This window comes from Glycomyces sp. NPDC021274 (assembly GCF_040641195.1).
Classification (GTDB): domain Bacteria; phylum Actinomycetota; class Actinomycetes; order Mycobacteriales; family Micromonosporaceae; genus Glycomyces.
Window position 1 is genome coordinate 803,967 of record NZ_JBFADC010000001.1, and the last position, 25,033, is coordinate 828,999.

At 69.1% G+C, this 25,033-nt stretch carries 25 protein-coding genes and 1 pseudogene; 5 read left to right on the forward strand and 21 right to left on the reverse strand.

Going from position 1 to position 25,033, the window contains the following annotated elements; all coding sequences use genetic code 11:
• Nucleotides 1-7 precede the first annotated feature (7 nt).
• The 15 genes and pseudogenes from AB0I03_RS03650 to AB0I03_RS03720 all read right to left on the reverse strand — a co-directional run bounded on the left by AB0I03_RS03650 (nucleotide 8) and on the right by AB0I03_RS03720 (nucleotide 13,681).
• Nucleotides 8-1,087 carry a cytochrome d ubiquinol oxidase subunit II gene (locus AB0I03_RS03650; RefSeq protein WP_360405960.1) on the reverse strand — a complete coding sequence of 360 codons (1,080 nt, stop codon included), beginning with the start codon at nucleotides 1,085-1,087 and terminating at the stop codon, nucleotides 8-10.
• Nucleotides 1,087-2,601 (reverse strand): cytochrome ubiquinol oxidase subunit I, encoded by a 1,515-nt coding sequence (locus AB0I03_RS03655; protein ID WP_360405754.1) that lies wholly within the window; start codon nucleotides 2,599-2,601, stop codon nucleotides 1,087-1,089. The genes AB0I03_RS03650 and AB0I03_RS03655 overlap by 1 nt, the downstream gene beginning before the upstream one ends.
• Before the next feature lie 371 nt (nucleotides 2,602-2,972).
• The gene (locus tag AB0I03_RS03660) at nucleotides 2,973-4,436 is read right to left on the reverse strand and encodes a von Willebrand factor type A domain-containing protein (RefSeq protein WP_360405757.1); all 1,464 of its coding nucleotides are present in this window, start codon (nucleotides 4,434-4,436) and stop codon (nucleotides 2,973-2,975) included.
• Nucleotides 4,437-4,587: 151 nt separating this feature from the next.
• Entirely contained in the window at nucleotides 4,588-5,637 is a 1,050-nt protein-coding gene (locus tag AB0I03_RS03665) for a glycerophosphodiester phosphodiesterase family protein (RefSeq protein WP_360405760.1), read from the reverse strand.
• A gap of 226 nt (nucleotides 5,638-5,863) precedes the next feature.
• Nucleotides 5,864-6,730, reverse strand: a complete 867-nt coding sequence (gene truA, locus AB0I03_RS03670) for a tRNA pseudouridine(38-40) synthase TruA (protein ID WP_360405763.1) — start codon at nucleotides 6,728-6,730, stop codon at nucleotides 5,864-5,866.
• 114 nt (nucleotides 6,731-6,844) lie between these two features.
• Nucleotides 6,845-7,192: pseudogene (rplQ, locus tag AB0I03_RS03675) on the reverse strand (50S ribosomal protein L17); the annotation flags it as partial.
• Between the two features lie 67 nt (nucleotides 7,193-7,259).
• Nucleotides 7,260-8,306, reverse strand: coding sequence for a DNA-directed RNA polymerase subunit alpha (locus AB0I03_RS03680; RefSeq protein WP_270115736.1), 1,047 nt, complete (start codon nucleotides 8,304-8,306; stop codon nucleotides 7,260-7,262).
• A gap of 95 nt (nucleotides 8,307-8,401) precedes the next feature.
• Complete coding sequence (gene rpsK / locus AB0I03_RS03685) at nucleotides 8,402-8,800, reverse strand: 30S ribosomal protein S11 (protein ID WP_136529806.1); 399 nt, start codon at nucleotides 8,798-8,800, stop codon at nucleotides 8,402-8,404.
• Nucleotides 8,801-8,811: 11 nt separating this feature from the next.
• The gene (gene rpsM / locus AB0I03_RS03690; RefSeq protein WP_205325287.1) at nucleotides 8,812-9,186 is read right to left on the reverse strand and encodes a 30S ribosomal protein S13; all 375 of its coding nucleotides are present in this window, start codon (nucleotides 9,184-9,186) and stop codon (nucleotides 8,812-8,814) included.
• A gap of 168 nt (nucleotides 9,187-9,354) precedes the next feature.
• Entirely contained in the window at nucleotides 9,355-9,471 is a 117-nt protein-coding gene (gene rpmJ, locus AB0I03_RS03695) for a 50S ribosomal protein L36 (RefSeq protein WP_081913453.1), read from the reverse strand.
• 27 nt (nucleotides 9,472-9,498) lie between these two features.
• Complete coding sequence (gene infA / locus AB0I03_RS03700; protein ID WP_026929479.1) at nucleotides 9,499-9,720, reverse strand: translation initiation factor IF-1; 222 nt, start codon at nucleotides 9,718-9,720, stop codon at nucleotides 9,499-9,501.
• Nucleotides 9,721-10,049: 329 nt separating this feature from the next.
• Entirely contained in the window at nucleotides 10,050-10,655 is a 606-nt protein-coding gene (rpsD, locus tag AB0I03_RS03705; protein WP_344471048.1) for a 30S ribosomal protein S4, read from the reverse strand.
• A gap of 197 nt (nucleotides 10,656-10,852) precedes the next feature.
• On the reverse strand, nucleotides 10,853-11,902 hold the full coding sequence (locus AB0I03_RS03710; protein WP_360405768.1) for a D-alanine--D-alanine ligase family protein: 1,050 nt from the start codon (nucleotides 11,900-11,902) through the stop codon (nucleotides 10,853-10,855).
• Nucleotides 11,895-12,899 carry an NAD(P)H-dependent glycerol-3-phosphate dehydrogenase gene (locus AB0I03_RS03715; RefSeq protein WP_360405771.1) on the reverse strand — a complete coding sequence of 335 codons (1,005 nt, stop codon included), beginning with the start codon at nucleotides 12,897-12,899 and terminating at the stop codon, nucleotides 11,895-11,897. Before AB0I03_RS03715 ends, AB0I03_RS03710 begins: the two co-directional genes overlap by 8 nt.
• Before the next feature lie 11 nt (nucleotides 12,900-12,910).
• On the reverse strand, nucleotides 12,911-13,681 hold the full coding sequence (locus tag AB0I03_RS03720) for a lysophospholipid acyltransferase family protein (RefSeq protein WP_360405774.1): 771 nt from the start codon (nucleotides 13,679-13,681) through the stop codon (nucleotides 12,911-12,913).
• A 337-nt stretch (nucleotides 13,682-14,018) separates the two neighbouring features.
• Here AB0I03_RS03720 and AB0I03_RS03725 point away from each other — a divergent pair, with 337 nt between their 5' ends.
• The 4 genes from AB0I03_RS03725 to AB0I03_RS03740 all read left to right on the forward strand — a co-directional run bounded on the left by AB0I03_RS03725 (nucleotide 14,019) and on the right by AB0I03_RS03740 (nucleotide 17,207).
• Nucleotides 14,019-14,246 carry a hypothetical protein gene (locus AB0I03_RS03725; RefSeq protein ID WP_270115742.1) on the forward strand — a complete coding sequence of 76 codons (228 nt, stop codon included), beginning with the start codon at nucleotides 14,019-14,021 and terminating at the stop codon, nucleotides 14,244-14,246.
• Between the two features lie 83 nt (nucleotides 14,247-14,329).
• Nucleotides 14,330-14,542 carry a cold-shock protein gene (locus AB0I03_RS03730; RefSeq protein ID WP_360405963.1) on the forward strand — a complete coding sequence of 71 codons (213 nt, stop codon included), beginning with the start codon at nucleotides 14,330-14,332 and terminating at the stop codon, nucleotides 14,540-14,542.
• 81 nt (nucleotides 14,543-14,623) lie between these two features.
• The gene (locus AB0I03_RS03735; protein WP_360405966.1) at nucleotides 14,624-15,535 is read left to right on the forward strand and encodes an NUDIX domain-containing protein; all 912 of its coding nucleotides are present in this window, start codon (nucleotides 14,624-14,626) and stop codon (nucleotides 15,533-15,535) included.
• 388 nt (nucleotides 15,536-15,923) lie between these two features.
• On the forward strand, nucleotides 15,924-17,207 hold the full coding sequence (locus AB0I03_RS03740; RefSeq protein ID WP_360405777.1) for a D-arabinono-1,4-lactone oxidase: 1,284 nt from the start codon (nucleotides 15,924-15,926) through the stop codon (nucleotides 17,205-17,207).
• Nucleotides 17,208-17,348: 141 nt separating this feature from the next.
• On the opposite strand, the gene AB0I03_RS03745 is transcribed toward AB0I03_RS03740, so the two are convergent.
• The 3 genes from AB0I03_RS03745 to leuC all read right to left on the reverse strand — a co-directional run bounded on the left by AB0I03_RS03745 (nucleotide 17,349) and on the right by leuC (nucleotide 20,195).
• Nucleotides 17,349-17,912, reverse strand: coding sequence for an HU family DNA-binding protein (locus tag AB0I03_RS03745; RefSeq protein ID WP_360405780.1), 564 nt, complete (start codon nucleotides 17,910-17,912; stop codon nucleotides 17,349-17,351).
• A gap of 240 nt (nucleotides 17,913-18,152) precedes the next feature.
• Nucleotides 18,153-18,752 (reverse strand): 3-isopropylmalate dehydratase small subunit, encoded by a 600-nt coding sequence (gene leuD / locus AB0I03_RS03750; protein ID WP_360405783.1) that lies wholly within the window; start codon nucleotides 18,750-18,752, stop codon nucleotides 18,153-18,155.
• Nucleotides 18,753-18,767: 15 nt separating this feature from the next.
• Entirely contained in the window at nucleotides 18,768-20,195 is a 1,428-nt protein-coding gene (leuC, locus tag AB0I03_RS03755) for a 3-isopropylmalate dehydratase large subunit (protein ID WP_360405786.1), read from the reverse strand.
• A 67-nt stretch (nucleotides 20,196-20,262) separates the two neighbouring features.
• On the opposite strand from leuC, the gene AB0I03_RS03760 reads away from it, so the two are divergent.
• Complete coding sequence (locus AB0I03_RS03760) at nucleotides 20,263-20,949, forward strand: IclR family transcriptional regulator (RefSeq protein ID WP_344469158.1); 687 nt, start codon at nucleotides 20,263-20,265, stop codon at nucleotides 20,947-20,949.
• A gap of 93 nt (nucleotides 20,950-21,042) precedes the next feature.
• Here the strand turns inward: AB0I03_RS03760 and AB0I03_RS03765 are convergent, their stop codons facing one another.
• From AB0I03_RS03765 to hutI, 3 genes are all read right to left on the reverse strand, one after another.
• Complete coding sequence (locus tag AB0I03_RS03765; RefSeq protein ID WP_360405789.1) at nucleotides 21,043-21,837, reverse strand: CHAD domain-containing protein; 795 nt, start codon at nucleotides 21,835-21,837, stop codon at nucleotides 21,043-21,045.
• 148 nt (nucleotides 21,838-21,985) lie between these two features.
• A complete protein-coding gene (gene hutH, locus AB0I03_RS03770; RefSeq protein WP_360405792.1) occupies nucleotides 21,986-23,524 on the reverse strand; it encodes a histidine ammonia-lyase in 1,539 nt (512 codons plus the stop codon).
• Nucleotides 23,525-23,533: 9 nt separating this feature from the next.
• The gene (hutI, locus tag AB0I03_RS03775; RefSeq protein ID WP_360405795.1) at nucleotides 23,534-24,679 is read right to left on the reverse strand and encodes an imidazolonepropionase; all 1,146 of its coding nucleotides are present in this window, start codon (nucleotides 24,677-24,679) and stop codon (nucleotides 23,534-23,536) included.
• Between the last annotated feature and the right edge of the window lie 354 nt (nucleotides 24,680-25,033).

The following is a 25,033-nucleotide window of genomic DNA, read 5'->3' on the forward strand; positions in this document are numbered from 1 at the left end:
GAAGTGGTCAGTTCCCCAGCTGACTGCTCCAGTGCGAGGCGCCGCGGCGGATCGGACCACCCTCGTCGGCTTTGACGCCGCCGCCCGCCGCTTGGTTCCATTCGGGCGACTGCGTCAGGTAGAACAGGTACCCGAGCGCCGGACCGACGATCACCGCCGCGATGCCCACGGCCACGAGCAGCCCCTGCAGGGTCGCCGGCGCACCAGCGCCTTCGGCGATGCTCACCTGGTCGACCAGCACCCACGGGTACTGCCCGATCCCCCACCCGGCCATCACCGCCGCGACGGCGATCACCGCGGTCAGCCGGGCCGGGCCGAAACGCCCGCGCCACAGCAGGACCAGCGTCGCGATCCCGCCCAGCGCCGAGAGCGCCATGACGGGCGCGGCACGCCCGGTCAGGCCGTCCCAGAACGTCGGCGCGTCGTGCTCGATCGGGATGAGCCCGGCGAACACCACGATTCCCGTGACCGAACCGACCACAAGGGACCTGACGCGGAGTTTCGCGGCCAGTGCGGTCTCGCCGCGCCGGGCGGCGTCGGCGGTCAGGAAGGTCGCGGCCAGGAACGCGCAGGTGCCGACCGAGATGCATCCGGTGAACAGCGCGGTCGGGTTGAGCCAGGACGACCACGGGTCGCCGTTGCCGCCCGCCGGCACCCGGCCGGAGGCGAGCGCCCCCACGATGGTGCCGAGGAAGAACGGTGCGAGCACCGAGGAGGTCGCGAACACGACGCCGAACAGCTTTGCCTGCCAGAGGGTCTCGCTGTACTTGCGGAAGGCGAAGCTCGCGCCGCGCAGCACGATGCCGATGAGCGCGAACACGAACGGCACGTACAGGGTGGTCATGGTGGCGGCGAACGACTGGGGGAACCCGGTCCACCACATGACCAGCACGTAGATGAGCCAGACGTGGTTGGCCTCCCACACGGGGCCAATGCTTTGGTCGATGAGCGTCCGCAGTGGAGCGCCGCGCCGGGCGCCTCCGGCGGTGAGGTCGTGGAATCCCGAGCCGAAGTCGGCCCCGCCGAAGACGGCGTACGCGACGACTCCGGCGAACAGTGCTGCGGCGACGGCGAACTCGAGCGACATCATTTCGCCGACCCCTTCGCCTCGGCAGCCGCAGTGCCGTCCTGCGAAGCGGCGCCGTCCCGCTCACCGCCGGTGCCGTCCTGCTCATCGGCGCATTCGCGGATCTCGGCGGGCCCGTCTGCGGCCAAGAGCTTCGACCCGTAGGGGCTCGGCAGGTCGCCGGCACCTTCACGCCAGCGGCGAGCCATCGAGCGCAGGATCGCGATCGCGGCGATCGTCATGCCGCCGTAGAGGAGCACCGATCCGCCGTAGACGAACCACAGGGCGGCCGAGTGGTCCGCGGCGGCTTCGGTGGTGCGCATGACGCCGTAGACGATCCACGGCTGCCGGCCCACTTCGGTGGCGATCCAGCCCGCTTCCATCGCGGTCATCGCGAGGAGTCCGGTGACGGCCATGAACCGCAGGAACCACTGGTTCCCCAGCAGGTCCCGTTTGCGCCAGCGCAGGAACCAAAAGAGCGCGACGGCCGCCAGGAGCAGCAGGCCGATCCCGACCATGGCCTGGAACGAGTAGTGGGCGATGTTGACCGGCGGCTCGTCCTCCTCGGGGAACTGGTCGAGGCCGGGAACGGGTTCGGTGAAGGAGTTCAGCGCGGCGACCGAGGACAGGTACGGGATCTCGATGGCCCACTTGACCTCGCCGTCGATGTAGATGCCGCCGATCGTCAGCGGGGTGGCGCCGTCGGCGGTCTCGTCGGCGAACTCGAACGCGGCGAGTTTCGCGGGCTGGCGTTCGGCCAGGTCGTGCCCGAGGAAGTGCCCGGCGAACGGCTGGGCGAGGGCGGCGATGGTCGCGAAGGCGAACGGCACCATGAAGCCGAGCCGGTGGTGGCGGTCGCGGCGGCCCTTGAGCATGCCGACGGCGTAGACGGAGGCGATGGAGAAGCCGGCGACCATGTACGCGGCGAGCCACATGTGCCCGAAGGCCAGGAAGGTGTGCTGGTTGAACAGGACGGCCCACGGTTCGATGTTCACGACCTCGCCGTTCACGATGTCGAAGCCGGTCGGGGCGTTCATCCAGGCGTTCACGGCGAGCACGCAGTAGGTGCCGATGATGCCGGTGATCGCCATGGGCAGCACCATGAGCAGGTGGAGTTTCGGGGGCATCCTGCCCCAGCCGTAGAGGTAGATGCCGAGGAAGATCGCTTCGAGGAAGAACGCGAGGCCCTCGAAGGCGAACGGGAGTCCGAGCACGTCGCCGAAGGTGCCCATGAGGCCGGGCCACAGGAGGCCCATCTCGAAGCTGAGGACGGTGCCGGAGACCGCGCCGATCGCGAAGAGCACGGCGGAGACCTTGCCCCAGCGCTTGGCGAGGTTGAGCGCGACCGGGTCGTTCTTGCGGATGCCGCGCAGGTGCATCACGAAGATGATGGCGGGGAACGCGACTCCGAAGCAGGCCAGGATGATGTGCCATCCGAGGGACAGCGCCATCTGCTGGCGGGCGGGCATGAGCCCGGCTGGGTCTGCGGCGGCGACCACATCGGACGCCTGGGCGAGGAGCTGGGTTGCATCCATGCTTTGAAGCTACGGCCTGGAAATCCCGAACACACGCTCTTGTGAATGCTTTCACAAGGCCGTCGAAGGCGAGATCGAACGTGTTCAAAAACTGCAGGACCAGCGGATACGCGTCCCTACCTCGACAACCTGCCGAGCGGCTAGGAGCCGGGAGCCGCAGCGCTCAATTTTGCGCGAATCCGATCGCCGCGGCGTGGCGACCGCCTCCGGCGCCGCACACCGGCCCCGAGTTCCGCCCCGCAAGGCGCTGATCTCGGGGCCCACGGTACCGCCGAAAGCTCATACCCTGAAACCTTCGCAATCGATCGGCGGAGACGGGAAGACCCCGGCGCAGGACTGAGCCCGCGCGACCGACAGGCCGCCGCTCAGCGCTACGCCCCCAGCGCCGAGGCCATCTCGATCAGTTCCGCCAGCTCCTCCACGTCCGGGTCCTCGCTCGTCTCGGCCAGTTCCCGAGCCGCGGGCAGCAGTGACTCGCAGTCGAAGCCGGCGCTGCCGCGCAGGACCTCGGCGAAGGCCGCCGCGACCAGGTCGACGCTCAGGTGCGCGTCCGCGTCGGCGTTCAGGTCCGCGCCGGTGTTCAGCGCCACCGAAGCAGTACCGATCTCCTCGGTCTCCGGGTCCTCCCAGCGCACGTCGACCACCGCCGCGTCCCCTGCCACGTCCCTCATCGGCAGCGTCAGCGCGTAGAGCGCCGTGACGCTGTGCCCGGGGCCGACCTCTCCGCCGTCCACAGTGTCGTCCTCGAACTCCTCGTCCTCGATCGCGCGGTTCTCGAACCCGATGAGCCGGTACTCCACCACATACTCCGGGTCGAAGGTCACTTGGATCTTCGCGTCGCGCGCGGCCACCCCGAGTGTCGAGGTCAGCCGCTCCGAGAAGACCCGCTCGGCCTCGGTCTCGGTCGCGAAGTACACCGCCCAGCCGTCGCCGTTGTCGGCCAACTGCTCCAGGAGTTCCTGGTTGTAGGAGTCGCCGACGCCCACGGTGAGGAGGGTGATGCCCTCGGCGATCTCCTCGCCCAGCGCCTCCAGCATCGCGTCGTGCTCGGTGATCCCGACGTTCGCCTCGCCGTCGGAGAGCAGGATGACCCGGTTGTCCTTCTCCGGGTCGAACACCTCGCCCGCGATCTCGTAGCCGTCCCGCAGGCCGGCCTCCATGTTCGTGGACCCGCGCGCGTACAGGTCGTCGATCGCTGCCCGCAGTGTTTCGCCGTCGCCGACGTCCGTCATTCCCAGCAGCACTTCGGATTCGGACTCGTACGTGACGATCGCGACCGAGTCGGTCGGCCGCAACTGGCTCACCAGCAGGTCGAGCGAGTCGCGGACCAGCGCGATCCGGTCGCCTTCCATCGAGCCGGAGACGTCGATGACGAAGGTCAGGTTCACATCGGCGCGGCCCTCGTCGGACGCGCTTTGCGTCTGGAGGCCGACGCGCATCACGTGGGTCGCATCGCCCGCGTCGTACCAGTCCGGCAGCTCGGTCCCGTCGACGCTGACCGCGAAGCCGTTCCCTTCGGGCTCGGCGTATCCCTGGTCGAAGTAGTTCACGAACTCCTCGGGCCGGATCTGGTCGGCCGGCGGCAGGACCCCGTCCTCGAGCGAGCGGCGCGCGTAGTCGTAGGAGGCGGTGTCGACGTCCACCGCGAACGTCGATTGTGGATCATCGGCCGGGGACACCGGCTCGTTCGCGCCGTACGTCTCGTCAGGGGGCGGGGGCGCGGCAGCACCCATGTCCTGCGCGGTACCGGATTCACTGCCGCTCGTGCCGGTGCAGGCGGTAAGGGCGAACAGCAGGAGGGCAGCCGGAATACCGGCCACTTGGTGGCGTCTCATGGAGGGGTTCCCTTCTCACTCGGGATGACGGGGTACTTCCATGAGACAGCCGATACCGCGTTTCGGTTCCCCTCGTGACCGAACCGTGATGGCACGGTGAGCGAACAGGACCCGACCGAGACCGATCCGTCACCGTGTCACGATTCGGTCACTAACGGTCGCAGTAGCGTTTCGGGAGGCGGAAGCCGTAGTCCCGCATGACCTCCCGGAGCACGTCCGGGTAGTCGGTGATGATGCCGTCCACGCCGTCGTCGATGAGCTTGCGCATGGTGGCCTCGTCGTTCACGGTCCACGGGACGACCTCGATGCCGTAGTCGTGCGCGTGGTCGACCATCGCCTCGGTCACGTACGGCGCGTAGCCCGGGTCGGTGACCTTCCCGTTCTGCGGCGAGCCGTGGACGGGCGAGAACGCGTCGGCGCCGAACGAGTCGATCGCGGCGATCGGGTCACCGCCGAAGTCGTCGATGTCGATGCCGCCCAGCCAAGGCGAGGCCCCGGCCTGGCCGGTCTGGAGGAACGAGATGTTCGTGAGCGCGACGATCGGCAGCTCCGGCGCGGTCTCGTTCATGAGCATCAACGTGCCCCAGTCGAAGCTCTGGATCGTGACCTGGCGGCTGATGCGCGCCTCGCGGATGTCCGCGACCACGGTCTTCACGAAGGCCTCGCGCGGCGCGGTCTCGTGCGGCGCACCGGCCTCCACTTTGGTCTCGATGTTGAGTTTCACCCCGCGCGCGCGGTAGTCGCGCACGAGGTCGAAGACCTCGCTGAGCAGCGGCATCGGCTCGCCGGGGTGGGCCTCCTGGTTCGGGTGGGCCGCCTGCACGAGGCTCCCGCAGTCGAGGGTGCGGGCCTGGTCGAGGGTGAGGTTCTTGACGTACTTGCCGACGTACGGGTACTCCGGGTCGCCCTCGAACGCGGGCGCGGTGTCGAGGCACTTGCCGCCGCTCACACGGCGGTCGTGGGTGACCACGGCATGGCCGTCCTCGGTGATCTGGATGTCCAGCTCGAGGGTGCTCACGCCGAGCTCGAGCGCATTCGCGAAGGCGGGCAACGTGTTCTCGACGACGAGCCCGAGCCCGCCGCGGTGCGCCTGGAGGTCGAAGCTGCGGGAGGGGTGCGCGTCGGCAGGGCTGGGAAGGGCGACGAACAGCGCGGAGGCGACGACAGCCGCCACCGCGCCGGCAGTGAGGAAGCGTCTCATGACCTCAGCATCGGGGCTCGGCCTGACCCCGCGGTGAACGCATCCGTTCGCGCGGGTGACAACTCGGCCGCCGGCCACTCGCATGGGCGACGTTCCACCCCTGGCGCTTCGGGTGACGTTCCACCACTGACGGCTCTTTCGGGTGACATTTCGGCCCGCGACCGCGTGTGCGGCGGTTTTCTGTCGGGGCCGGCTGCGACGCTCGGCCCGGACCTTTCTTTCCCCTCTAGTGGTGGGTGGGGGTTTGTGGACGGCCGATTTCGGGGCCGCCGGTATCGCCGGGAAGCGTTCGCACCCGGCGCGTGAGGTCGACGCGGGCCTGCCAGTCCTTCGGGTCGTCCGAGTAGGAGACCTCGACCAGGGTCAGGCCGTGCGGCCCCACCACATGCACATCGTTGGCCCGCTCGCCGATGTGGAGGATCGAGGCGAGCCACTGTTCGTCTCTGCGACCGTCGCCGACCGCGAGTGCCGCGCCCACCAGGCTCCGGACCATCGAGTGGCAGAACGCGTCGGCGCGCACCGTCGCGACCGCGACGCCGTCCTCGTCCCGCGCCCAGTCGTACTGCTGGAGCTCCCGGATGGTCGTCGCGCCCTCGCGCGACTTGCAGAAGCCCACGAAGTCTTGCTCGCCGAGCAGGACCTGGCACGCCGCGTGCATCCGCTCGACGTCGATCGGCCGCTGCCAGGCCAGGGTGTCCAAGCGCCGCAACGGATTCACACCCCACATCGCATCGGCGACCCGGTAGCGGTACCGCCGCCACTGCGCCGCGAAACGCGCGTTGAAGCTCGGGTCGACCGCTTCGGCGGACACCGCCCGCACATCGGGCGGGAGGATGCCGCGCATCCGCCACAGGAGCCTGTCGCTCAGCGCCTCCCACTTCGCCGTGGGCACGTCGACGTGCAGAATCTGGCCCGTCGCGTGCACGCCCGCGTCGGTCCGGCCGGCCACGGTGAAGTCGCCGATCTCGCCGAACAGCAGCTCCAGCGCGCGGATGACCTCCGAGGCCACCGTCCGCAACCCCGGCTGGAGCGCCCACCCCGAGAACTCGGCCCCGTCGTAGGCGATGCCGATTCGCAGTCTCGTCTGGTCCACTGGATCTCCGACCTCTGCTTGGAACCCAAATATCCTATAGGATATATCCTATGGGAAAGACGAAACCGCGCGCAGAGCGTGAGCCCTGCGCGCGGTTCAACGGCCTAGCTAGTCGACCAACTGAATGATCGCCATCGGAGCGTTGTCGCCCTTGCGGTTACCGGCCTTGATGATCCGGGTGTAGCCGCCTTCGCGATTCGCGAAGCGGGGCGCAACCTGCTCGAACAGGTCGTGCGTGGCGTCCTTGTTGCGCAGCTTGGCCAGCGCCAGACGGCGGTGGTGCAGCGTGCCCTTCTTGCCGTACGTGATGAGACGCTCGGCGTAGGGGCGCAGGCGGCGGGCCTTGGTCACCGTGGTGGTGATGCTGCCGTGCTCGAACAGGGAGGCCGCGAGGCCCGAGAGCATGAGCTTCTCGTGTGCCGGGGAACCGCCCAGGCGCGGGCCCTTTGTAGGTTTGGGCATTGTCTTGCTCCTCTTGGTTTGACGCGGCCGGCCGTCTTACGGAACCGACCGCCACTGGTCGGGAAGCTTAGAGCTCCTCGGTCTCGCGGAGATCTTCACCGTCTTCTTCGTACTCGTCGTTGTCGGCGACCGGCGACCCGCCGTAGGCCACAGCGGCCTCGCTCGGGTCGAAGGTGCCGGGCGAGTCCTTCAGGCTCAGGCCCATGCCGGCGAGCTTCATCTTGACCTCGTCGATCGACTTCTGCCCGAAATTCCTTATGTCGAGCAGGTCCGCCTCGGTGCGGTTGATGAGTTCGCCAACGGTGTTGACGCCCTCGCGCTTGAGGCAGTTGTAGGACCGGACGGTCATGTCCAGGTCCTCGATCGGCAGGGCCAGATCGGCGGCGAGCTGCTGGTCGGCCGGGCTGGGCCCGACGTCGATGCCCTCGGCCTCGGTGTCGAGCTCGCGGTACAGGCCGAACAGCTCCACCAGGGTGGAACCGGCCGACGCGAGCGCGGTGCGCGGCGTCGTGGACGGCTTGGACTCGACGTCGACGGTGAGCTTGTCGAAGTCGGTGCGCTGCTCGACGCGGGTCGCGTCGACGGAGTAGGCCACCTTGAGCACGGGCGAGTAGATCGAGTCGACCGGGATGCGGCCGATCTCGTTGGTCTCGCCCTTGTTGGCCGGGGACGAGACGTAGCCTCGGCCGCGCTCCACCACGAACTCCATGTCGATGCGGCCCTTGGAGTTCAGGGTCGCGAGCTTGAGTTCGGGGTTGTGGACCTGCACGCCGGCGGGCGGCTGGATGTCCCCGGCGAGAACCTCGCCCGGGCCTTCCTTGCGCAGGTACATGGTGGCCGGCTCGTCGTTCTCCGAGGAGACGCAGATCTGCTTGACGTTCAGCACCAGTTCGACGACGTCTTCTTTCACGCCGGGGATGGTGGAGAACTCGTGCAGGACGCCGTCGATCTTGATCGACGTGACCGCCGCGCCCGGGATGGACGACAGCAGCGTGCGCCGCAGCGAGTTGCCGAGCGTGTAGCCGAAACCGGGCTCCAGGGGTTCGATCGTGAACTTGGAGCGGGTCGGGCTGATCTGCTGCTCGGAGAGCGTGGGCCGCTGAGTGATAAGCACTGTTGCGTGTTTCCTTTGTTCGGGGCGCCCGCTATTTGACGCCTAAAACTCATGGATTTTCGGTGACGATGTCCGCTTGGGTGTCGCTGCGCGTATTAGACGCGGCGACGCTTCGGCGGCCGGCAGCCGTTGTGCGGCTGCGGGGTGACGTCGTTGATCGAGCCGACCTCGAGGCCGACGGCCTGGAGGGAGCGGATCGCGGTCTCGCGGCCCGAGCCCGGGCCCTTGACGTAGACGTCGACCTTGCGCATGCCGTTGTCCATCGCACGGCGGGCGGCGGCCTCGGCGGCCATCTGCGCGGCGTACGGGGTGGACTTGCGCGAGCCCTTGAAACCGACCTGGCCGGACGAGGCCCAGGCGATCACAGCACCGGTCGGGTCGGTGATCGACACGATGGTGTTGTTGAAGGTGCTCTTGATGTGGGCGTGCCCGTGGGGCACGTTCTTCTTCTTGGCGCGCGGGTTCTTGGAACCGCCGCGAGTCTTCGGTGGCATCAGCTGGTCTCCTAACGTGCCTTCTTCTTGCCCGCGACGGTCTTCTTCGGACCCTTGCGAGTACGGGCATTGGTCTTGGTCCGCTGACCGTGGACCGGAAGGCCGTAGCGGTGACGGAGACCCTGGTAGCAGTTGATCTCGATCTTGCGGCGAATGTCCGCCTGCACCTCGCGGCGCAGGTCACCTTCGACCTGGTAGTGCTCTTCGATGTGCGTCCGAAGCTGCACGAGCTCTTCGTCGGTGAGGTCCTTGACGCGCTTGTCGCGGTCGAGGCCGGTCGCCGCGATCGTCTCAAGCGAGCGCGTGCGGCCGATGCCGAAAATGTAGGTGAGTGCGATCTCCAGGCGCTTGTCGCGCGGGAGGTCGACTCCAACCAGGCGTGCCATTCAGGCGTACTCCTAGCGTTGTCGGAGGTCTGACCACTGCCTTCTCGTCGGGGTCTGATCCCTGCCCTGATGGGCGATGCGAGCCTCGGCCTCCGAGCCGAGGGTTGTGCTTGCGCACTGGCGGCGGTTTCCCCTTCTGGGGCCTTTCTTGCTGGCGTTGTGTCTGCGTTAGCCCTGACGCTGCTTGTGACGCGGGTCGGACGAGCAGATAACCATCACTCGTCCGTGCCTGCGGATCACGCGGCAGTTCTTGCAGATCACTTTGACGCTCGGCTTGACTTTCACGAGTCCTACTTACGTGTAGAAGTCAGGTCAGCGGTAGCGGTAGACAATCCGCCCGCGCGACAGGTCGTACGGCGAGAGCTCCACCACGACCCGGTCCTCGGGGAGGATTCGGATGTAGTTCTGGCGCATCTTGCCACTGATGTGGGCGAGTACCTTGTGGCCGTTGGTGAGTTCCACCCGGAACATTGCGTTCGGGAGGGACTCGACGACCTTGCCCTCAATCTCGATGGCACCGTCTTTTTTCGGCATGTCCTCCGCTACCGTGACAACTCGGTCTGAAAACCCCGCACCCATGACAGGTCGGAGCTACTGGCACGCCGACCCTGGGTCGGGTCGGCATTGGAATGGCGCGGCGCTTCACCAACGGCATCCGGGTGCACGGCGACACCCGAAGCGCATGGCGACCCACTCGGGGACGCACTGCACCACTGAGCGAGTCTACTCGCGTCCCAATACGGCTCACCAGCGGGTTCACCGTGACGGAGGGCACTGCACAGTGCCTCCATAAGACGTGAGCGGAGCGCCGCCGGTCTTCCAGTCGCCCGGAAGGCCGGGCGGCGCTCATTGCTCACTCAGGCTTACTTCGAGTAGAACTCGACGATGAGCTGCTCGTCGCAGATCACGGGGACCTGCTTGCGCTCGGGCACCGAGAGGAAGCGGGCGATCAGGCCTTCGAGGTGAGCCTCGATGTAGGCCGGAGTCACTTCGCCCGCCCAGGCGCCGGCGGCGGCCAGCTGGAACGGCGTGGTCTCGCGGGACTTCTTGCGCACCTGCACGAAGTCGCCGGCCTTGAGCCGGTAGGACGCGATGTCGACCTTGCGGCCGTTCACGGTGAAGTGGCCGTGGTTCACGAACTGCCGCGCCTGGTAGATGGTGCGGGCGAATCCGGCGCGGAGCACGAAGGCGTCCAGGCGGGACTCGAGCAGCGTCACCAGGTTCTCACCGGTCTTGCCGGGCTTGCGCACGGCCTCGGCGTAGGCGTTCCGCAGCTGGCGCTCAGAGATGTTGTACTGCGCGCGCAGACGCTGCTTCTCGACGAGCTGGTTCTTGTAGTCCGATTCCTTCTTGCGGCCGCGGCCGTGCTGCCCCGGAGGGTAGGGACGGCGCTCCATGTATTTGGCGGCCTTCGGCGTCAGAGCGATGCCGAGGGATCGGGAAAGCTTGACTTTCGCCTTAGCTTGCAATGATCTCTCCAGTAATTCATGCGTCGCCTCGAAGAAGATACGAGGCACAGTACGCTCCTGACCAGCAGGAACGCGTGAGTGTAGCGCGCTCAGTTATGCACTCGAGGGAACCTCGAGGACTGGCGCGCACACGGTGATGCAGTAGCCGAACGCCACGGTGGAACCATGGGTCAACTCAGCCAGGGTACTCGCCGTGCTCAGGAGCGTCGAGCACGGGCCTCTGCGAGAGTGACCAGGCGCTCTACGAGCTCGCCGTACGAGATGCCGTAGGCGGCGAACGCCTGGGGGACGCCGCTCATCGGCGTCATGCCCGGCATGGTGTTCACCTCGTTGAGGTAGACGACACCGTCCTCGCCGAGGAAGCAGTCGACGCGGGCCAGGTCGCGGCAGTCCAGCAGCCGGAAGACCTTGCGGGCGAGCGCCTGGGCCTGCTCGGCCACGCCCTCGGGGTAGTCCGGGTGGAGGTTGAACGGCTCGGGGTTGTCGAGGTACTTGGCCTCGAAGTCGAACCAGCCGTCCTCGCCCTTGGCGAGGACCTCGAGCGGGAACGTGATCTCCAGGTCGCCGTCGAGGGTCTCGACGACGCCCATCTCGATCTCGCGGGCGTTCACGAAGCCCGCCTCGAAGACGACCTTGTCGTCGACCTCGCGGGCCTTCTCCACGGCCTCGGCGAGTTCGGCGCCCGAGTTGACCTTGCTGATGCCCAGGCTCGATCCGGCGCGGGCGGGCTTGACGAAGATCGGCAGGCCGAGCTTGTTGATCACGGCTTCGGCGTCGAGCTTCTCGCCGGCCTTGAGGACGTCGAACGCGCCCTGCGGGACGCCTTCGGCGGCGAGGAGCCGCTTGCTGAACTCCTTGTCCATGCACAGCGAGCTCGAGAGCACACCGGAGCCGACGTAGGGGACGCCGGCCATCTCGAACAGGCCCTGGATCGTGCCGTCCTCGCCGAAGGGGCCGTGCAGGACCGGGAAGAGGACGTCGGCGATCGGCTGCGAGCCCGGGCCGAGGTCGATCGCGACGGCCTTGCCGGCCTCGGCGGTGACCTCGGGGAGGGCCTCGGGGGACTCGATCGCGAACGCCACGTCCGGCGAGAGTTCGACCCATTCGCCGCTGCGGGTGATGCCGATCGTGGTGACGTCGAAACCCCGCTCGCGCAGGGCCTTGGCGACGCCCGAGCCGGAGGCGCACGAGACCGGCTGTTCCACACTGCGTCCGCCGAAGAAGACGGCGACGGTCGGTTTACTCATTGTCGGACCTCAAACTGTCGATTTCGGGTTTGGTCTCGCGTCCCATGAGTTCGGCGACCGCGGCTCTGGGGTCGAGGCCTTCGTGGCAGACCCGCTCCACGGCATCGCAGATCGGCATCTCCACGCCCACCTTGCGGGCGAGGTCGGTAATGGAACGGCAGCTCTTGACGCCCTCGGCGGTCTGCTTGGTGACGCGGGCGGCCTCTTCCAAGGTGGCCCCGAGCCCCAGCTGCTCGCCGAAGGTGTGGTTGCGCGACAGCGGGGACGAGCAGGTCGCGACGAGGTCGCCGAGCCCGGCGAGCCCGGCGAACGTGGTCGGGTCCGCGCCCAGTCGCGCGCCGAGGCGGGTGGTCTCGGCCAGGCCGCGGGTGATGATCGTGGCCTTCGTGTTGTCGCCCAAGCCCATCCCTGCGGCCATGCCGTAGGCGAGGGCGATGACGTTCTTGACCGCCCCGCCGAGCTCGCAGCCGACGACGTCGGTGTTCGTGTACGGGCGGAAGTAGGAGGTGGTGACGGCCTTCTGCACGTCGACCGCGCGGCCGTGGTCGATGCACGCCACGACGGAGGCCGTGGGCTGCTCCTCGGCGATCTCGCGGGCCAGGTTCGGGCCCGACAGGACCGCGATGCGCGATTCGGCCGCACCCGTGACCTCGGCGATGACCTCGGTCATGCGCTCGGTCGAGCCGAGCTCGATGCCTTTCATGAGGCTCAGGAGGGTCGCGACCGGTTCGAGGTGCTCCTTCCACACGGCGAGGTTGCCGCGCAGGGTCTGGCTCGGGACGGACAGGACCACGAGGTCCGCGCCACGCAGCGCGACGGCCGGGTCGTCAGTAGCGCTCACCAGGCCCGGCAGCTCGATGTCCGGGAAGTAGTCGGGGTTGCGGTGGGTCGCGTTGATCGCGTCGGCGACCTCGGCCCGCCTGGCCCACACTGTGACCGGCGTCCCGGCGTCGGCGAGGATCTTGGCGAACACGGTTCCCCAGGAACCGGCCCCCATGACGGCTGCTCTCACTCGGAAGACTCGCTTTCGTCGGATCGGTGCTGCCGGGGATCGAACAACGGGGGTGCTTCCTGTCCGCGGATCTCGGCGAGGCCCTCGCGCAGGGCCTCCATGATGCGGTCGGTGACCGCCGCGAGGTCCTCGCGCGTGGGTTCCCTGCCCTCCCAAGGGGAGAGGTCGACGGCCGGGAGCGCGCGCACGGTGACCGGCTTGCGGCCGATCTTGAACTTGGGGTCGCGCTTGCGGTCGTGGATGCCGAGGGCGCCCCACTGCACGATCGGGATCACGGGCGCGCCGGAGTCGAGGGCGAGGCGGGCGATGCCGGTCTTGCCGCGCATCGGCCAGCGGTCCGGCTCCTTCGTGACCGTGCCCTCGGGGGACATGATGACCACGTGCCCTTGGGCGAGTTCGCGTTCGAGGGTGCGGAGCGAGTCGGCCGCCTCGGCGCTGCCGCGCTTGACGGGGATCTGGCCGGTGCTGCGCACGAGCGGGCCGACCACGGGGATGCGCAGGATCGACTCCTTGAGGAGGAACCGGGGGTGGCGGCCGGCGTTGTACACGTAGTGGACGACCAGGAGCGGGTCGATGTCCGAGTAGTGGTTCCAGACCAGGATCGCCGGGCCCTTGAGGGGCACGTGCTCCATGCCCGACCAGGACCGCTTGGTGAGTCCGAGCATGCCGCCCTTGACGAGGTTCGCGTAGACGCGGACGTCGGGGCGGAGGGCGTCGCCGCCGCGGCGGCGGAAGGTGTACTGCGCCTCGGGCCTCGGCTCGGTCACCTGCTGGCTCGCTTTCTCAGGAGTCGGGCTCCGGCCTGTGGGTTCGGCCTGTGCCGTCGTGTACGGGATCGTCAGTGCATTGCACTCTAACGCCCGCGCCGGGCCCTTCAGGCGACGGTAAGCAAAGCGTGGGGTTTGACTCCCCGCGCCGGGGCGCACCGCTACGTCGCGTGAACTCCCAGGTACGCGGCGCGCGGTCTCTGAACGACGGCACGGGAGCGGCGGTACCCGAGGGTTGCGCGAAGTCCGCTATGATGTCATCATAGAGTCACTGTGACATCTAGCTTGCCGACCGCCCGTGTCGGCCGGAATTTCGACTCGACTCGGAGTGAGTGACATGAACTGGCGTCTCTTCGGCTGGCTCGCGGCCCTGTTCGGCGGCGCGGTCCTCGCCGTGATCATCGTGGTGAACGTGATCCAATTCGTGCTCGGAGCGATCGGCGGCATCCTCGCCTTCATCTTCAACTTCGCGCTCTTCATCGCCATCGTCGGCGGCATCGTCTGGCTCGGCCTCAAGGCCAAGAAGGCCATCGGCGGGCGCAACAACCCCCAGATCCGGAAGTAGGCCGGCCGGACGCAGTTCCGGCCGGCCCCGACTCCCCTCGGCGGTCGCTCGCTTTCCCGGCCCGCATGGGCCAAGCTGAAACCATGCAGGGCACCGTCTCGAACTTCAACGAGGACACCTCCGGCGAGGTCGTCCTCGACAGTCCATCCGAACTCAGCGGCCGCCGCGTCACCTTCGACGCGGCGGCCTTCGCCGTCTCCGGCCTGCGGTTCCTCCGCCTCGGCCAGCGCGTCGACCTCGACACGGACGCCGACGGCACGGTCGTCGCCGTCCGGATCCCCACCATGCGTGCCTAGACGCCCCGCGCACGGCCTGCGCCGCGCGAGTGGCACGCTTCCCGCGGTTGGGCAGGTCCCAGTACCGTATGAGGCGTGAGTGTGGAACAGGACACTGTCGGGAACGGGGCGCCGCAGAGGCAGATCGCGGCCGCTGGCGGCCTGTTGTGGCGCAACGGCGAGCGCGGCCTCATCGAGGTGATCGCGGTGTGGCGCCCCAAGGTCGGGAACTGGTCGCTGCCGAAGGGCAAGCTGGACCCCGGCGAGCACCCGCTCACGGCGGCGTGCCGCGAGGTCGAGGAGGAGACCGGGATTCCGGTCATCCCGCAGATGCGGCTGTGCCGGGCCTCGTATGTGCTGCCGAATCCCGAAGGGGACGTGCTGAAGCACGTCGACTACTGGTCGATGCGCACGGAGAAGCCGGATGCGGCGTTCACCGCTGACGAGGAGATCGGCGAGCGGCGCTGGATCACGTTGGCGGAGGCGCGGGAGGCGTTGACGCGGCCGCGGGACCAGCAGGTGCTCAGGGCGTTCGGCGAGCTGCCGGCGGTGACGGCGACAGTGCTGCTGATGGCGCCGGCGGAGGTCGATCAGGCCTGGGACGGGCCTGAGGTGACGCGGCCGTTGAGCCTGCGCGGGCAGGACCAGGCGGTGCGGGTGGCGGCGCTGGCGTCGTTGTACCAGCCGGATCGGGCGTATTGCGCTACCGGGCGGGCGAGCGTGCAGACTTTGGAGCCGATCGCGCAGGCGGTGCGGTGCAGGCTGAGCGGTGACACGGCGTTCGACGCCGAAGCGCACGAACGCAATCCGGAGCGCTCCAGTGCGCGCCTGCGCGAACTCGCGGGCGGCGGCGGGACGGCGATCGTCTGCGCGGAGCCGGAAGTCGTGAGCGACACGGTCGCGATCCTGGCGGACGAGGACGGCGTCGAGACCGCCGATGTGTCGACGCGGCCGGGCGAGGCGTGGGTGCTGTCGCTCTCGGGGCAGAAACTCGTAGGTGTGGAGCGGCTCTAGGGAGCGGGCCTCGGCCCGGTTCGGAGGCACGGTGAGAGGCACTGAGCGCCGTATCGCAGGCCCGGTCTCGGCGAAGCTTGCGAGCCGTCAATTGGCACTGTCAAAACCCTGACACGGGGGTACGACAATCCGGCCGGTGCTGGTCCGTTGGCGGCCTTGGTTCGGCGGGCACGGCCAGAGGCACTGAGGGCCGTGTTTCGGGCCCCCGGTCAAAACCCTGGCATGGGGGTACGACATTCCGTGCGGCCGTGGCGGGGGTCACGGTGGGAGCAAGGCTGCATTCCCGCCTCCTGGACCGCTCAGGTGCCGCGTGCGAGTGTTAGCGGTACCGTTGGCCGCCCCACTGCTCTGCGTGCGCGTGAGCGCGCCTACAAGGAGGAAAGCCGCCGTGCCGGACCGCACCCCCACCGCCCTCCAGAACTGGGCCGGGAACATCCGCTTCTCCCCCAGCCGCTTCGAGGCGCCCGCCACGCTCGACGAGGCCCGCGCTGTCGTCGCGGCCGCGCCGCGCCTGCGGGTGCTCGGTTCGGGCCACTCGTTCAACACGATCGCCGCCTCGGACGCGACGATGATCTCCCTCGCCGGCATCGAGCCCGAGGTGAGCATCAACGCCCTCACCGGCACCGTGCGCGCCTCCGGCTGGATCACCTACGCGGCCTTGAGCGATGCCGTGCACCGCGCGGGCTTCGCCCTGCACAACATGGCCTCATTGCCGCACATCTCGATCGCCGGCTCGATCGCGACCGGCACGCACGGTTCGGGCGACCGCAACGGGAACCTCGCGACCGCCGTGGCCGCCATCGAGTTCATCGGCCCCGACGGGGAGCTGCGCACGGTCGCCCGCGGCGACGAGGACTTCCCCGGTTCGGTCGTCCACCTGGGCGCCTTGGGCGTCGTGCACACGGTGACCCTGGACCTGCTGCCCGGCTTCGAGATGCGCCAGTACGTCTACGACGGCCTGGCGTTCGACCAGGCGCTCGCGCACTTCGACGAGCTGACCTCCTCGGCGTACAGCACCAGCCTGTTCACCGCCTGGGGCGCGTCCCCGGTGTTCCAGTACTGGGTGAAGCAGCGCACGGCCGACCAGACCCACCCGTTCCCGCAGGCGAACTGGTACGGGGCGCCGCTGGCCGACGGCAAGCGGCACCCGGTCCCGGGCGTCGACCCGGAGGCGTGCACGGTGCAGCAGGGCCAGACCGGCCCGTGGCATGAGCGCCTGCCGCACTTCAAGCCGGAGTTCACGCCCAGTTCGGGCGATGAGCTGCAGTCGGAGTTCCTCATCGACCGGGCGGACGCGCCCGCGGCGCTCGAGGCGCTGGCGGGGCTGGGCGAGCGGCTCGGGTCGGTGGTGCAGATCTGCGAGGTGCGCACGATGGCGGCGGACGACCTGTGGCTCTCGCCCGCATTCGGGCGCGACACCGTGGGCCTGCATTTCACTTGGGTGAGTGACTTCGGGGCGGTGGCTCCGGTGATGTCCGCGGCGGAGGCGGCTTTGGAACCGTTCTCACCCCGGCCCCATTGGGGGAAATTGTTTTCGATACCAATGGATGAGGTCTGCTCGCGTTATCCGCGAATGGGGGACTTCGAGAAACTCCGGGCCCGCGTCGATCCAGAGGGGAAGTTCGGCAATGACTTCTCCGACGCAGTCGCGGGCGGTGCCGCGAACCAGTAGGCGGTGCCGGCTGAGGCACCCGCCGGTGTAAAGCCGTGTAAAGCAGCGAGGGCATTCAGGTGGCTCCTGAATGCCCTCTTCCCCGTGCGAGTTCGGACGGGCGCCTCACCGCGTGCCCCGAACCGGTTCGGGGCCGCGGCATCAGCTGCGTCCGCGCTTCGTGGTCTTCTTGGCCGCGGTCTTCTTCGCGGCGGGCTTGGCCGCGGTCTTGCGCACGGCCTTCTTCGCGGTCGCGGCCTTCTTGGCCGTGGTCTGCTTCGCCGCGGTCTTCTTGGCGCCCACGCGGCTCGTGGCCGTCGACCGGGTCGCCGTGGAGGCGGCCCGCGTGGTCTTCTTGGCGGCCGTCTTCTTGGTCGCGGCCTTCTTGGTGGCGGTGGCCGTCTTCTTGGCCGGCGTCGCCTTCTTGGCGGTGGTCGACTTGGCCGCCTTGCGCTTGCCGGTCACGAGCTCCTTGAAGCCGGTGCCCGGACGGAACGCGGGGACGACGGTCTTCTTGACCTTCACCGCATCCCCGGTGCGCGGGTTGCGCGCCATGCGAGCGGCGCGTGCGCGCTTCTCGAAGACGCCGAATCCGGCGAAGGAGACTTTCTCCCCTTTCACCACCGCGCGCTGTATCTCGTCGATCGCGACATCCACGACTTCTTTCGCAGCGGCCCGGTCGCCAGTGCGTGCGGCGATCCGTTCGACGAACTCTGCCTTGTTCACGAGTCCTACCCTCCCGATAGTCCTTGAAGCCATACCAGCTTGTTAAGCGCACGTTATGACGTTTCGAAAGCGAACGCAACTGTTTCCGCGAAAATAGACCCGTTGTGTCGCAGGGAATTTTTATTCAGGTGCCCGAAATCGACGCTCGCAACCCCGTTGGGAGGGACCCGAACACGCCTGGAGCCGGTGGCTTCGCCACCGGCTCCGAACGTAGGGTCTAACTGGATCGCGTCCCGGACACTAGACCTGAACGGGGAGAGTCCTAGGCCGCCAAGCGTCCCGGTTCGACTCGAAGCCCGCGATCTTGTCCTCGTCGCGCAGTGTCAGGGCCACGTCGTCGAGCCCTTCCATCATGCGCCAGCGCAGGAACTCGTCGAACTCGAAGCTCCAGGTGCGGTCGCCCGCACGGACTTCGCACGCCGCGAGGTCGACCGTGGTCTCCGACTCCGGGTGCAGTTCGGCGCGCAGCCACAGCTCTTCGACGGCCGCCTCGGGCAGCTCCACAGTCAACAGACCGTTCTTGAGGGAGTTGCCGCGGAAGATGTCGCCGAAGCGCGGGGCGATGACGGCCTTGAACCCGTAGTCCTTCAGTGCCCAGACGGCGTGCTCGCGTGAGGAGCCGGTGCCGAACTCGGTGCCGGTGACCAGGATGGTGGCGCTGCGGTACTCCGGCTGGTTGAGGAGGAACTTCTCGTCCTCGCGCCACTCGGCGAACAGCCCGTCCTCGAAGCCGGTCTTGGTGACCCGCTTGAGGTACACGGCCGGGATGATCTGGTCGGTGTCGACGTTGGAGCGTCGCAGCGGGGCGACGCTGCCGGTGTGGGTCGTGAACTTGTCCATGATTCCCTGCCCTTCCTACAGATCCGCCGGGCTGGCGAGGTGGCCGGTGACGGCCGTGGCGGCGGCGACGGCCGGGCTCACCAGGTGGGTGCGCCCGCCCTTGCCTTGGCGTCCCTCGAAGTTGCGGTTCGAGGTGGAGGCGGCGCGCTGGCCGGGCGTCAGCTGGTCCGGGTTCATGCCCAGGCACATCGAGCAGCCCGCGAAGCGCCAGTCGGCGCCGGCCTCGATGAAGACCTTGTCGAGGCCTTCGGCGATGGCCTGCTCGCGGACCTTCGCGGAGCCGGGGACGACCATCATGTTGACGGTCTCGGCGACCTTGCGGCCCTTGATGACCTCGGCGGCGGTGCGCAGGTCCTCGATGCGGCCGTTGGTGCACGAGCCGAGGAAGACGACGTCGACGTCGATCTCGCGCATCGGCGTGCCGGCTTCGAGGCCCATGTACTCCAGGGCCCCGGCGGCGGTGGTGCGCGCGATCGGGTCGTCGAAGTCCTCGGGTGCGGGGACGGTGCCGGAGAGCTCGACGCCCTGCCCGGGGTTGGTGCCCCAGGTGACGAACGGGCTCAAGGAGGCCGCGTCGATGACGATCTCCTTGTCGAAGACGGCGCCCTCGTCGGTCTTGAGGGTCTGCCAGTACTCGACGGCGGCGTCCCAGTCCTCGCCCTTGGGCGCGTGCGCGCGGCCCTTGACGTAGGCGGCGGTCTTCTCGTCCGGCGCGATCATGCCGGCCTTGGCGCCCCACTCGATGGACATGTTGCACACGGTCATGCGGCCTTCCATCGAGAGCTCCTCGATGGCCTGGCCGCGGTATTCGACGATGTGGCCCTTGCCGCCGCCGGTGCCGGTGATGGAGATGATCTTGAGGATCAGGTCCTTCGCCGAGACGCCTTCGGGCAGCGAGCCGTTCACGGTGACGGCCATGTACTTCGGCTTCGCCTGCGGCAGGGTCTGCGTGGCGAGCACGTGCTCGACCTCGCTGGTGCCGATGCCGAACGCGATCGAGCCGAACGCGCCGTGCGTGGAGGTGTGGGAGTCGCCGCACACGACGGTCATGCCCGGCTGGGTGAGTCCCAGCTGGGGTCCCACGACGTGGACGACGCCCTGGTTCTCGTCACCGAGCGAGTGGATGCGCACGCCGAACTCTTCGCAGTTGGCGCGGAGCGTCTCGATCTGCTTGCGGCTGGTCGGGTCCGCGATGGTGAAGAGGTTGTCGGTGGGCGTGTTGTGGTCCTCGGTCGCGATCGTGAGATCGGTCCGGCGGACTTTGCGCCCTGCCTGCCGCAGGCCGTCGAAGGCCTGGGGGCTGGTCACCTCGTGGAGGAGGTGCAGGTCGATGTAGAGCAGATCGGGTTGCTGGCCGCCCGTGCGTACCACGTGGGCGTCCCAGACCTTCTGCGCGAGGGTGCGCGGTGCCGTTCCCTCGGATTCGTGTGGTGTAGGTGACATCTCTGTTCCCAGTCGTTGGACTTCTCGAAATATGGGAGGTAATGTTCAGCTCGTGAGAACGAATACTATCAGCGGAGTCGGCGTCCTTGACAAGGCGGTGCTCATCCTCACGGCTTGCACCAACGGCGCCAGCCTGGCTGAGCTCGTGCACGAGACCGGACTGCCCAGGGCCACGGCCCACCGGCTCGCACAGGCCCTCGAAGCCCACGAGATGCTGCAACGCGACCACGAGGGCCGCTGGCGCCCCGGCCCGAAACTCGGCGAGCTCGCCGGGTCGACGGCCGACGTCCTCCTCAGTGCCGCCGAACCAGTGCTCAACCTCCTCCGCGACCAGACGGGCGAATCGACCCAGCTGTACCGCAGGCGGGCCGACGAACGCGTCTGCGTGGCCGCCGCCGAGCGCGCCTCCGGGCTGCGCGACACGGTGCCCGTCGGCGCGGGACTCCCGATGACCGCCGGCTCCGGCGCGCAGGTGCTGCTCGCCTGGGAACCGCCGGAAGGGATCCTGCCGCTGCTGCCCAAGTGCCGGTTCTCGTCGAAGACCCTCGCCGAGGTCCGCCGCCGCGGCTTCGCGCAGTCGGTCGCCGAACGCGAACCCGGCGTCGTCAGCGTCTCGGCCCCGGTGCGGGACAAGACCGGCCGCGTCGTCGCCGCGATCTCGGTGTCCGGACCCATAGAGCGTCTCGGACGCCGCCCTGGCGACCGCCTCGGCATGGCCGTCATCCGCGCCGGACAGAAGCTCTCCGGCCTCTAACCCCCATTGTCATCCCGAAAACGGCCCGGTGGAACCACGGTTTCAAGAACGTGGAGCCACCGGGCCGTTCTGCGTCGTCCAGCGACCGAACGGTCAGGAGCCGCTGCGCTCGGCCAGCGCCGCTTCGACCTTGGCGAGGTGCTTGGCGCGGGCCTGGTGCTCGCGTTCGAGGACCGGCGAATCGGGGGCGTGCGTCTCCAGGTAGCGGATCGCGACCACGTCGTCCTGGCAGCGCCCGAACAGGTTCTGCAGCCGCTTCGCCTCGACCGCGATCGTCTCGGCGGGCTCGCCGAGGTCGACGGCCGCTTCGGCGGTGTAGCGGGTCCGCTTGGCCGCGTTGCGCGCCTCGTGGCGGGCCTCGTCCGGGTCGGCCGCGCTTTCGATGGCGTCCAGTGCCCGCTCGAGGTCCTTGCGCGCGGCCTCGAGGATCGGGCCGAGCACCGCTTCGACCGGTTGCGACGCCACGGCCGCGTACTGCGGCGCGGTGGCCATGGCTTGGGCCGCGGCGAGGAGCTTGGTCGTGCGCTCGCGCGAGCAGGCCTTTGCGAGGGGCCCGTAGGCGAGGCGCTCCTGCTCGGCGAGGGCCTCGAACCAGTCCGGGCGCTCGTCGCAGAGCCGCTTGGCGAACCGCATCCGCAGCACCTCGAGGTCGCGGACCTCGCCGAGTTCGTCGGCGAGCCAGCGCAGCCGCCTGCGGTTGAGCGGCATCGTCTCGTAGAGGCCGGAGTAGGTCGACAGCAGCGAGCGCAGCCGGCGGGTGGCCACCCGCATGCGGTGCACGGCGTCCGGTTCGGCGTTGATGACCGGTTCCCGGAACTCGTGCAGCGTCGCCACCTGCAGGGCCAGATAGGTGTGCACGCCGTTCACGGCACTGGGTGTTGCTGTCATGAAACCTCCGCTGTCGCTGGGGCACCAATTACAGCATCATGCGATCGCGAGCCCCAAACCCGAAGGCCCGCAAGCACACCAGCAGCCGATGCGATGTCCTTCAGGAGGCGGACAAGCTCGGCGTGCGTTGCGGGCGGTTCGCGAACCGTCAGCGGAGCGCACCTACGGCGGCTTCGATCTCGCTCCTCAGATTCGGGCTTTCGAGGAGGTGCTTGACCTGCTCGATGACCGGTGCCATGAACTGGTCCGGGCCGGGTTTTCCGGAGATGTGGCCGACTGCCGCTATCGCGACGCGGGCGGCGGGGCTGGGGATCAGGGGCTGGCGCAGTTGCAGGCCCTGGACTCCGGCGAGGAGTTCGACCGCGAGGAGGGTGCCGAGGTTGTCGATGATGGTGCGGAGTTTGCAGGCCGCGGCCCAGCCCATCGAGACGTGGTCTTCCTGCATGCCGGAGGTGGGGACCGAGTCGACTGAGGCGGGGGCGGCGAGCCTGCGGTTCTCCGCGACGATTCCGGCCGCGGTGTACTGCGCGATCATGAGCCCGGAGTTCACTCCCGGGTCCGGGCTGAGGAACGCTGGGAGGCCGCGCGAGCGCGTGACGTCGAGCAGGCGGTCGACGCGCCGTTCCGAGATCGAGCCGACGTCGGTTGCGGCGATGCCGAGGAAGTCGGCCGCGTAGCCGAGCGGGGCGCCGTGGAAGTTGCCGGTGGATTCGACCCGGCCGTCCGGGAGCACCACGGGGTTGTCGACGACCGAGCGGAGTTCCTGGGCGGCCACGGTCTCGGCGTAGGCGAGCACGTCGCGCGCGGCCCCGGCGACCTGCGGGGCGCAGCGCATCGAGTAGGCGTCCTGCACGGCGTGCGCGGTGTCGTTGCGGTGGGAGTCCATGACCTCGGAGTCCTGGAGCAGCCGGTGGATGTTCGCCGCGCTGTGCGCCTGGCCCGGCTGGGGCCGGATCTCGTGGAGTTCGGGCTGGAACGGTCGGTCCGAGCCGAGCATGGCCTCATTGGACAGTGCGGCGCAGACGTCGGCCATGGTGAGGAGGTGGCGGAGGTCGGCGACGGCCAGGATGAGCATGCCGAGCATGCCGTCGGTGCCGTTGATGAGCGCCAGGCCCTCCTTGGAGGACAAGGTGATCGGGGCCAGCCCGGCCCGCTCCAGGACCGGCGCGGCGTCGACGCGCGTGCCGTCGTCGGCGCGGACCCAGCCCTCGCCCAGCAGCACCATCGCGCAGTGCGCCAGCGGCGCAAGGTCACCCGAAGCGCCCAGGGAGCCGTGCCGCGGGACCCACGGCGTGATGTCGGCATTGAGCAGCGCGGCCAGGGCGTCGGCGACCTCGGGGCGCACCCCGCTGAGGCCCATGGCGAGCGAGCGCACGCGCAGCAGCATCATCGCCCGGACCACCTCGACGGGCATCGGGTCGCCGACGCCGGCGGCGTGCGAGCGGATCAGCGCGTGCTGGAGTTCGGCGCGGCGCTCAGGGGCGACGAACGTGTTGGCGAGCGCGCCGAAACCGGTCGAGACGCCGTACACGGGACGGCCTTCGGCCTCGATCGAGTCGACGATCGCGCGGCTGCGCGCCATGGCGTCGCGTGCTCCGGCGTCGATGACGACCCGCGCGCGGTCGCGGGCGACCGCGATGACCTCTCCGGGGGTGACCGGGACGGTCGTGATGTGGACTGCGGACATCGTTGCTCCTCAACTCACCGCGGTGCCGGCGCGGAAGACGGTGTCGATCAGGGGCGTCCCCGGCCGGTAGGCCAGGTGGACGTGCGAGGGGGCGTCGAGGACGACCAGGTCGGCGCGGGCGCCGACTTCGATGCGTCCGATGTCGTTGCGCCGCAGCGCATCCGCACCGGCGGCGGTCGCGGCCTCGAGCGCCTCGGCGGGGGTCATGCGCATCTCGCGGACGGCGAGGGCGATGCAGAACGCCATGCTGCTCGTGAACGAGGAGCCGGGGTTGCAGTCGGTCGCGAGCGCGACGCGGGCGCCGGCGGCGAGGAGGCGGCGTGCGTCGGGGTAGGGCGAGCGGGTCGAGAACTCGGCGCCCGGCAGGAGGGTGGCGACGGTGTCGCCGTTCGCGAGGGCGTCCACATCGGAGTCGGTGAGGTGCGTGCAGTGGTCGGCCGACGCCGCGCCGAGCTCGACGGCGAGCCGCACGCCCGGGCCCGCGGTGAGCTGGTTGGCGTGGACGCGCAAGCCCAGGCCCGCTGCGGCGCTCGCGGTGAGGACCGCGCGGGCCTGGTCACCGTCGAAGGCGCCGCGCTCGCAGAACACGTCCGCCCATTTGGCGTGGGGCGCGCAGGCCTCGAGCATCGGCCCGGCCGCGAGCGCGGTGTACTCGTCGGGATCGGTGCCGTGGGGGACGGTGTGCGCGCCGAGGTAAGTGGTCTCGGTGGTGAATTCGCCCGCGATGCGCAGCGACCGGGCCTCGTCCTCCACGGTGAGGCCGTACCCGGACTTGATCTCCACGGTGGTGGTGCCCTGGCGGAGCATCTCGGCGGTGAGGCGGGCGCAGGTCTCGCGCAGTTGCGCATCGCCCGCGGCGCGGGTCGCGGTGACGGTGGTGCGGATGCCGCCGCCGGTGTAGGGCTCGCCGGCCATGCGGGCGGCGAACTCGGCGGTCCGGTCGCCGGCGAAGACGAGATGGGCGTGGCTGTCGACGAAGCCGGGGATGACGGCGTTGCCGCGGGCGTCGAAGTACTCGTCAGCTTCGGGCCGGTCGCGCCGGTGGCCGACCCAGGCGATCCGGCCGTCCTCGACGACGATCGCGGCGTCGTGGTGGACGGTCCGTTCCTTGTCGGCGGTGAAAAGTTCGCCGATGCCGTCGATCAGCAGGCTCATCGCCGGTCCTTTCGGTGAGCGGCATGGAGGTTCGGCAAGCGGAGCCCGCGCGGTGGCGGGCAGGTCTGCATGGTGCAGCTCGGCCGGGCCCGGCACGGCGCGGCGCCGCCCGGCGAAGGGCGATCCGACGCGGAGCTGCGCGGCCGGCGCCCCGAAGCGGCACCGCCGATCAGCAAGCGATCCGGACCGACGCGCGCCGACCGTGCACTGTCCAGTGCGATGCCGCCCGGCGAAGGGCGATCCGACGCGGAGCCGCGCAGCCGGCGCCCCGAAGCGGCATCGCGGATCAGCAAGCGATCCGGTCCGACGCGCGCCGGCCGTGCACTGTCCGGTGCGATGCCGCCTGACGACCGG

Coding starts and splice junctions, on each gene's coding strand:
- AB0I03_RS03650 (WP_360405960.1), bottom strand. CDS start 1,087: ATGTCGCTCGAGTTCGCCGTCGCCGCAGCACTGTTCGCCGGAGTCGTC.
- AB0I03_RS03655 (WP_360405754.1), bottom strand. CDS start 2,601: ATGGATGCAACCCAGCTCCTCGCCCAGGCGTCCGATGTGGTCGCCGCC.
- AB0I03_RS03660 (WP_360405757.1), bottom strand. CDS start 4,436: ATGAGACGCCACCAAGTGGCCGGTATTCCGGCTGCCCTCCTGCTGTTC.
- AB0I03_RS03665 (WP_360405760.1), bottom strand. CDS start 5,637: ATGAGACGCTTCCTCACTGCCGGCGCGGTGGCGGCTGTCGTCGCCTCC.
- rpsK (WP_136529806.1), bottom strand. CDS start 8,800: ATGCCACCGAAGACTCGCGGCGGTTCCAAGAACCCGCGCGCCAAGAAG.
- rpsM (WP_205325287.1), bottom strand. CDS start 9,186: ATGGCACGCCTGGTTGGAGTCGACCTCCCGCGCGACAAGCGCCTGGAG.
- infA (WP_026929479.1), bottom strand. CDS start 9,720: ATGCCGAAAAAAGACGGTGCCATCGAGATTGAGGGCAAGGTCGTCGAG.
- AB0I03_RS03710 (WP_360405768.1), bottom strand. CDS start 11,902: ATGAGTAAACCGACCGTCGCCGTCTTCTTCGGCGGACGCAGTGTGGAA.
- AB0I03_RS03715 (WP_360405771.1), bottom strand. CDS start 12,899: ATGGGGGCCGGTTCCTGGGGAACCGTGTTCGCCAAGATCCTCGCCGAC.
- AB0I03_RS03725 (WP_270115742.1), top strand. CDS start 14,019: ATGAACTGGCGTCTCTTCGGCTGGCTCGCGGCCCTGTTCGGCGGCGCG.
- AB0I03_RS03730 (WP_360405963.1), top strand. CDS start 14,330: ATGCAGGGCACCGTCTCGAACTTCAACGAGGACACCTCCGGCGAGGTC.
- leuD (WP_360405783.1), bottom strand. CDS start 18,752: ATGGACAAGTTCACGACCCACACCGGCAGCGTCGCCCCGCTGCGACGC.
- leuC (WP_360405786.1), bottom strand. CDS start 20,195: ATGTCACCTACACCACACGAATCCGAGGGAACGGCACCGCGCACCCTC.
- AB0I03_RS03765 (WP_360405789.1), bottom strand. CDS start 21,837: ATGACAGCAACACCCAGTGCCGTGAACGGCGTGCACACCTATCTGGCC.
- hutH (WP_360405792.1), bottom strand. CDS start 23,524: ATGTCCGCAGTCCACATCACGACCGTCCCGGTCACCCCCGGAGAGGTC.
- hutI (WP_360405795.1), bottom strand. CDS start 24,679: ATGAGCCTGCTGATCGACGGCATCGGCGAACTTTTCACCGCCGACAAG.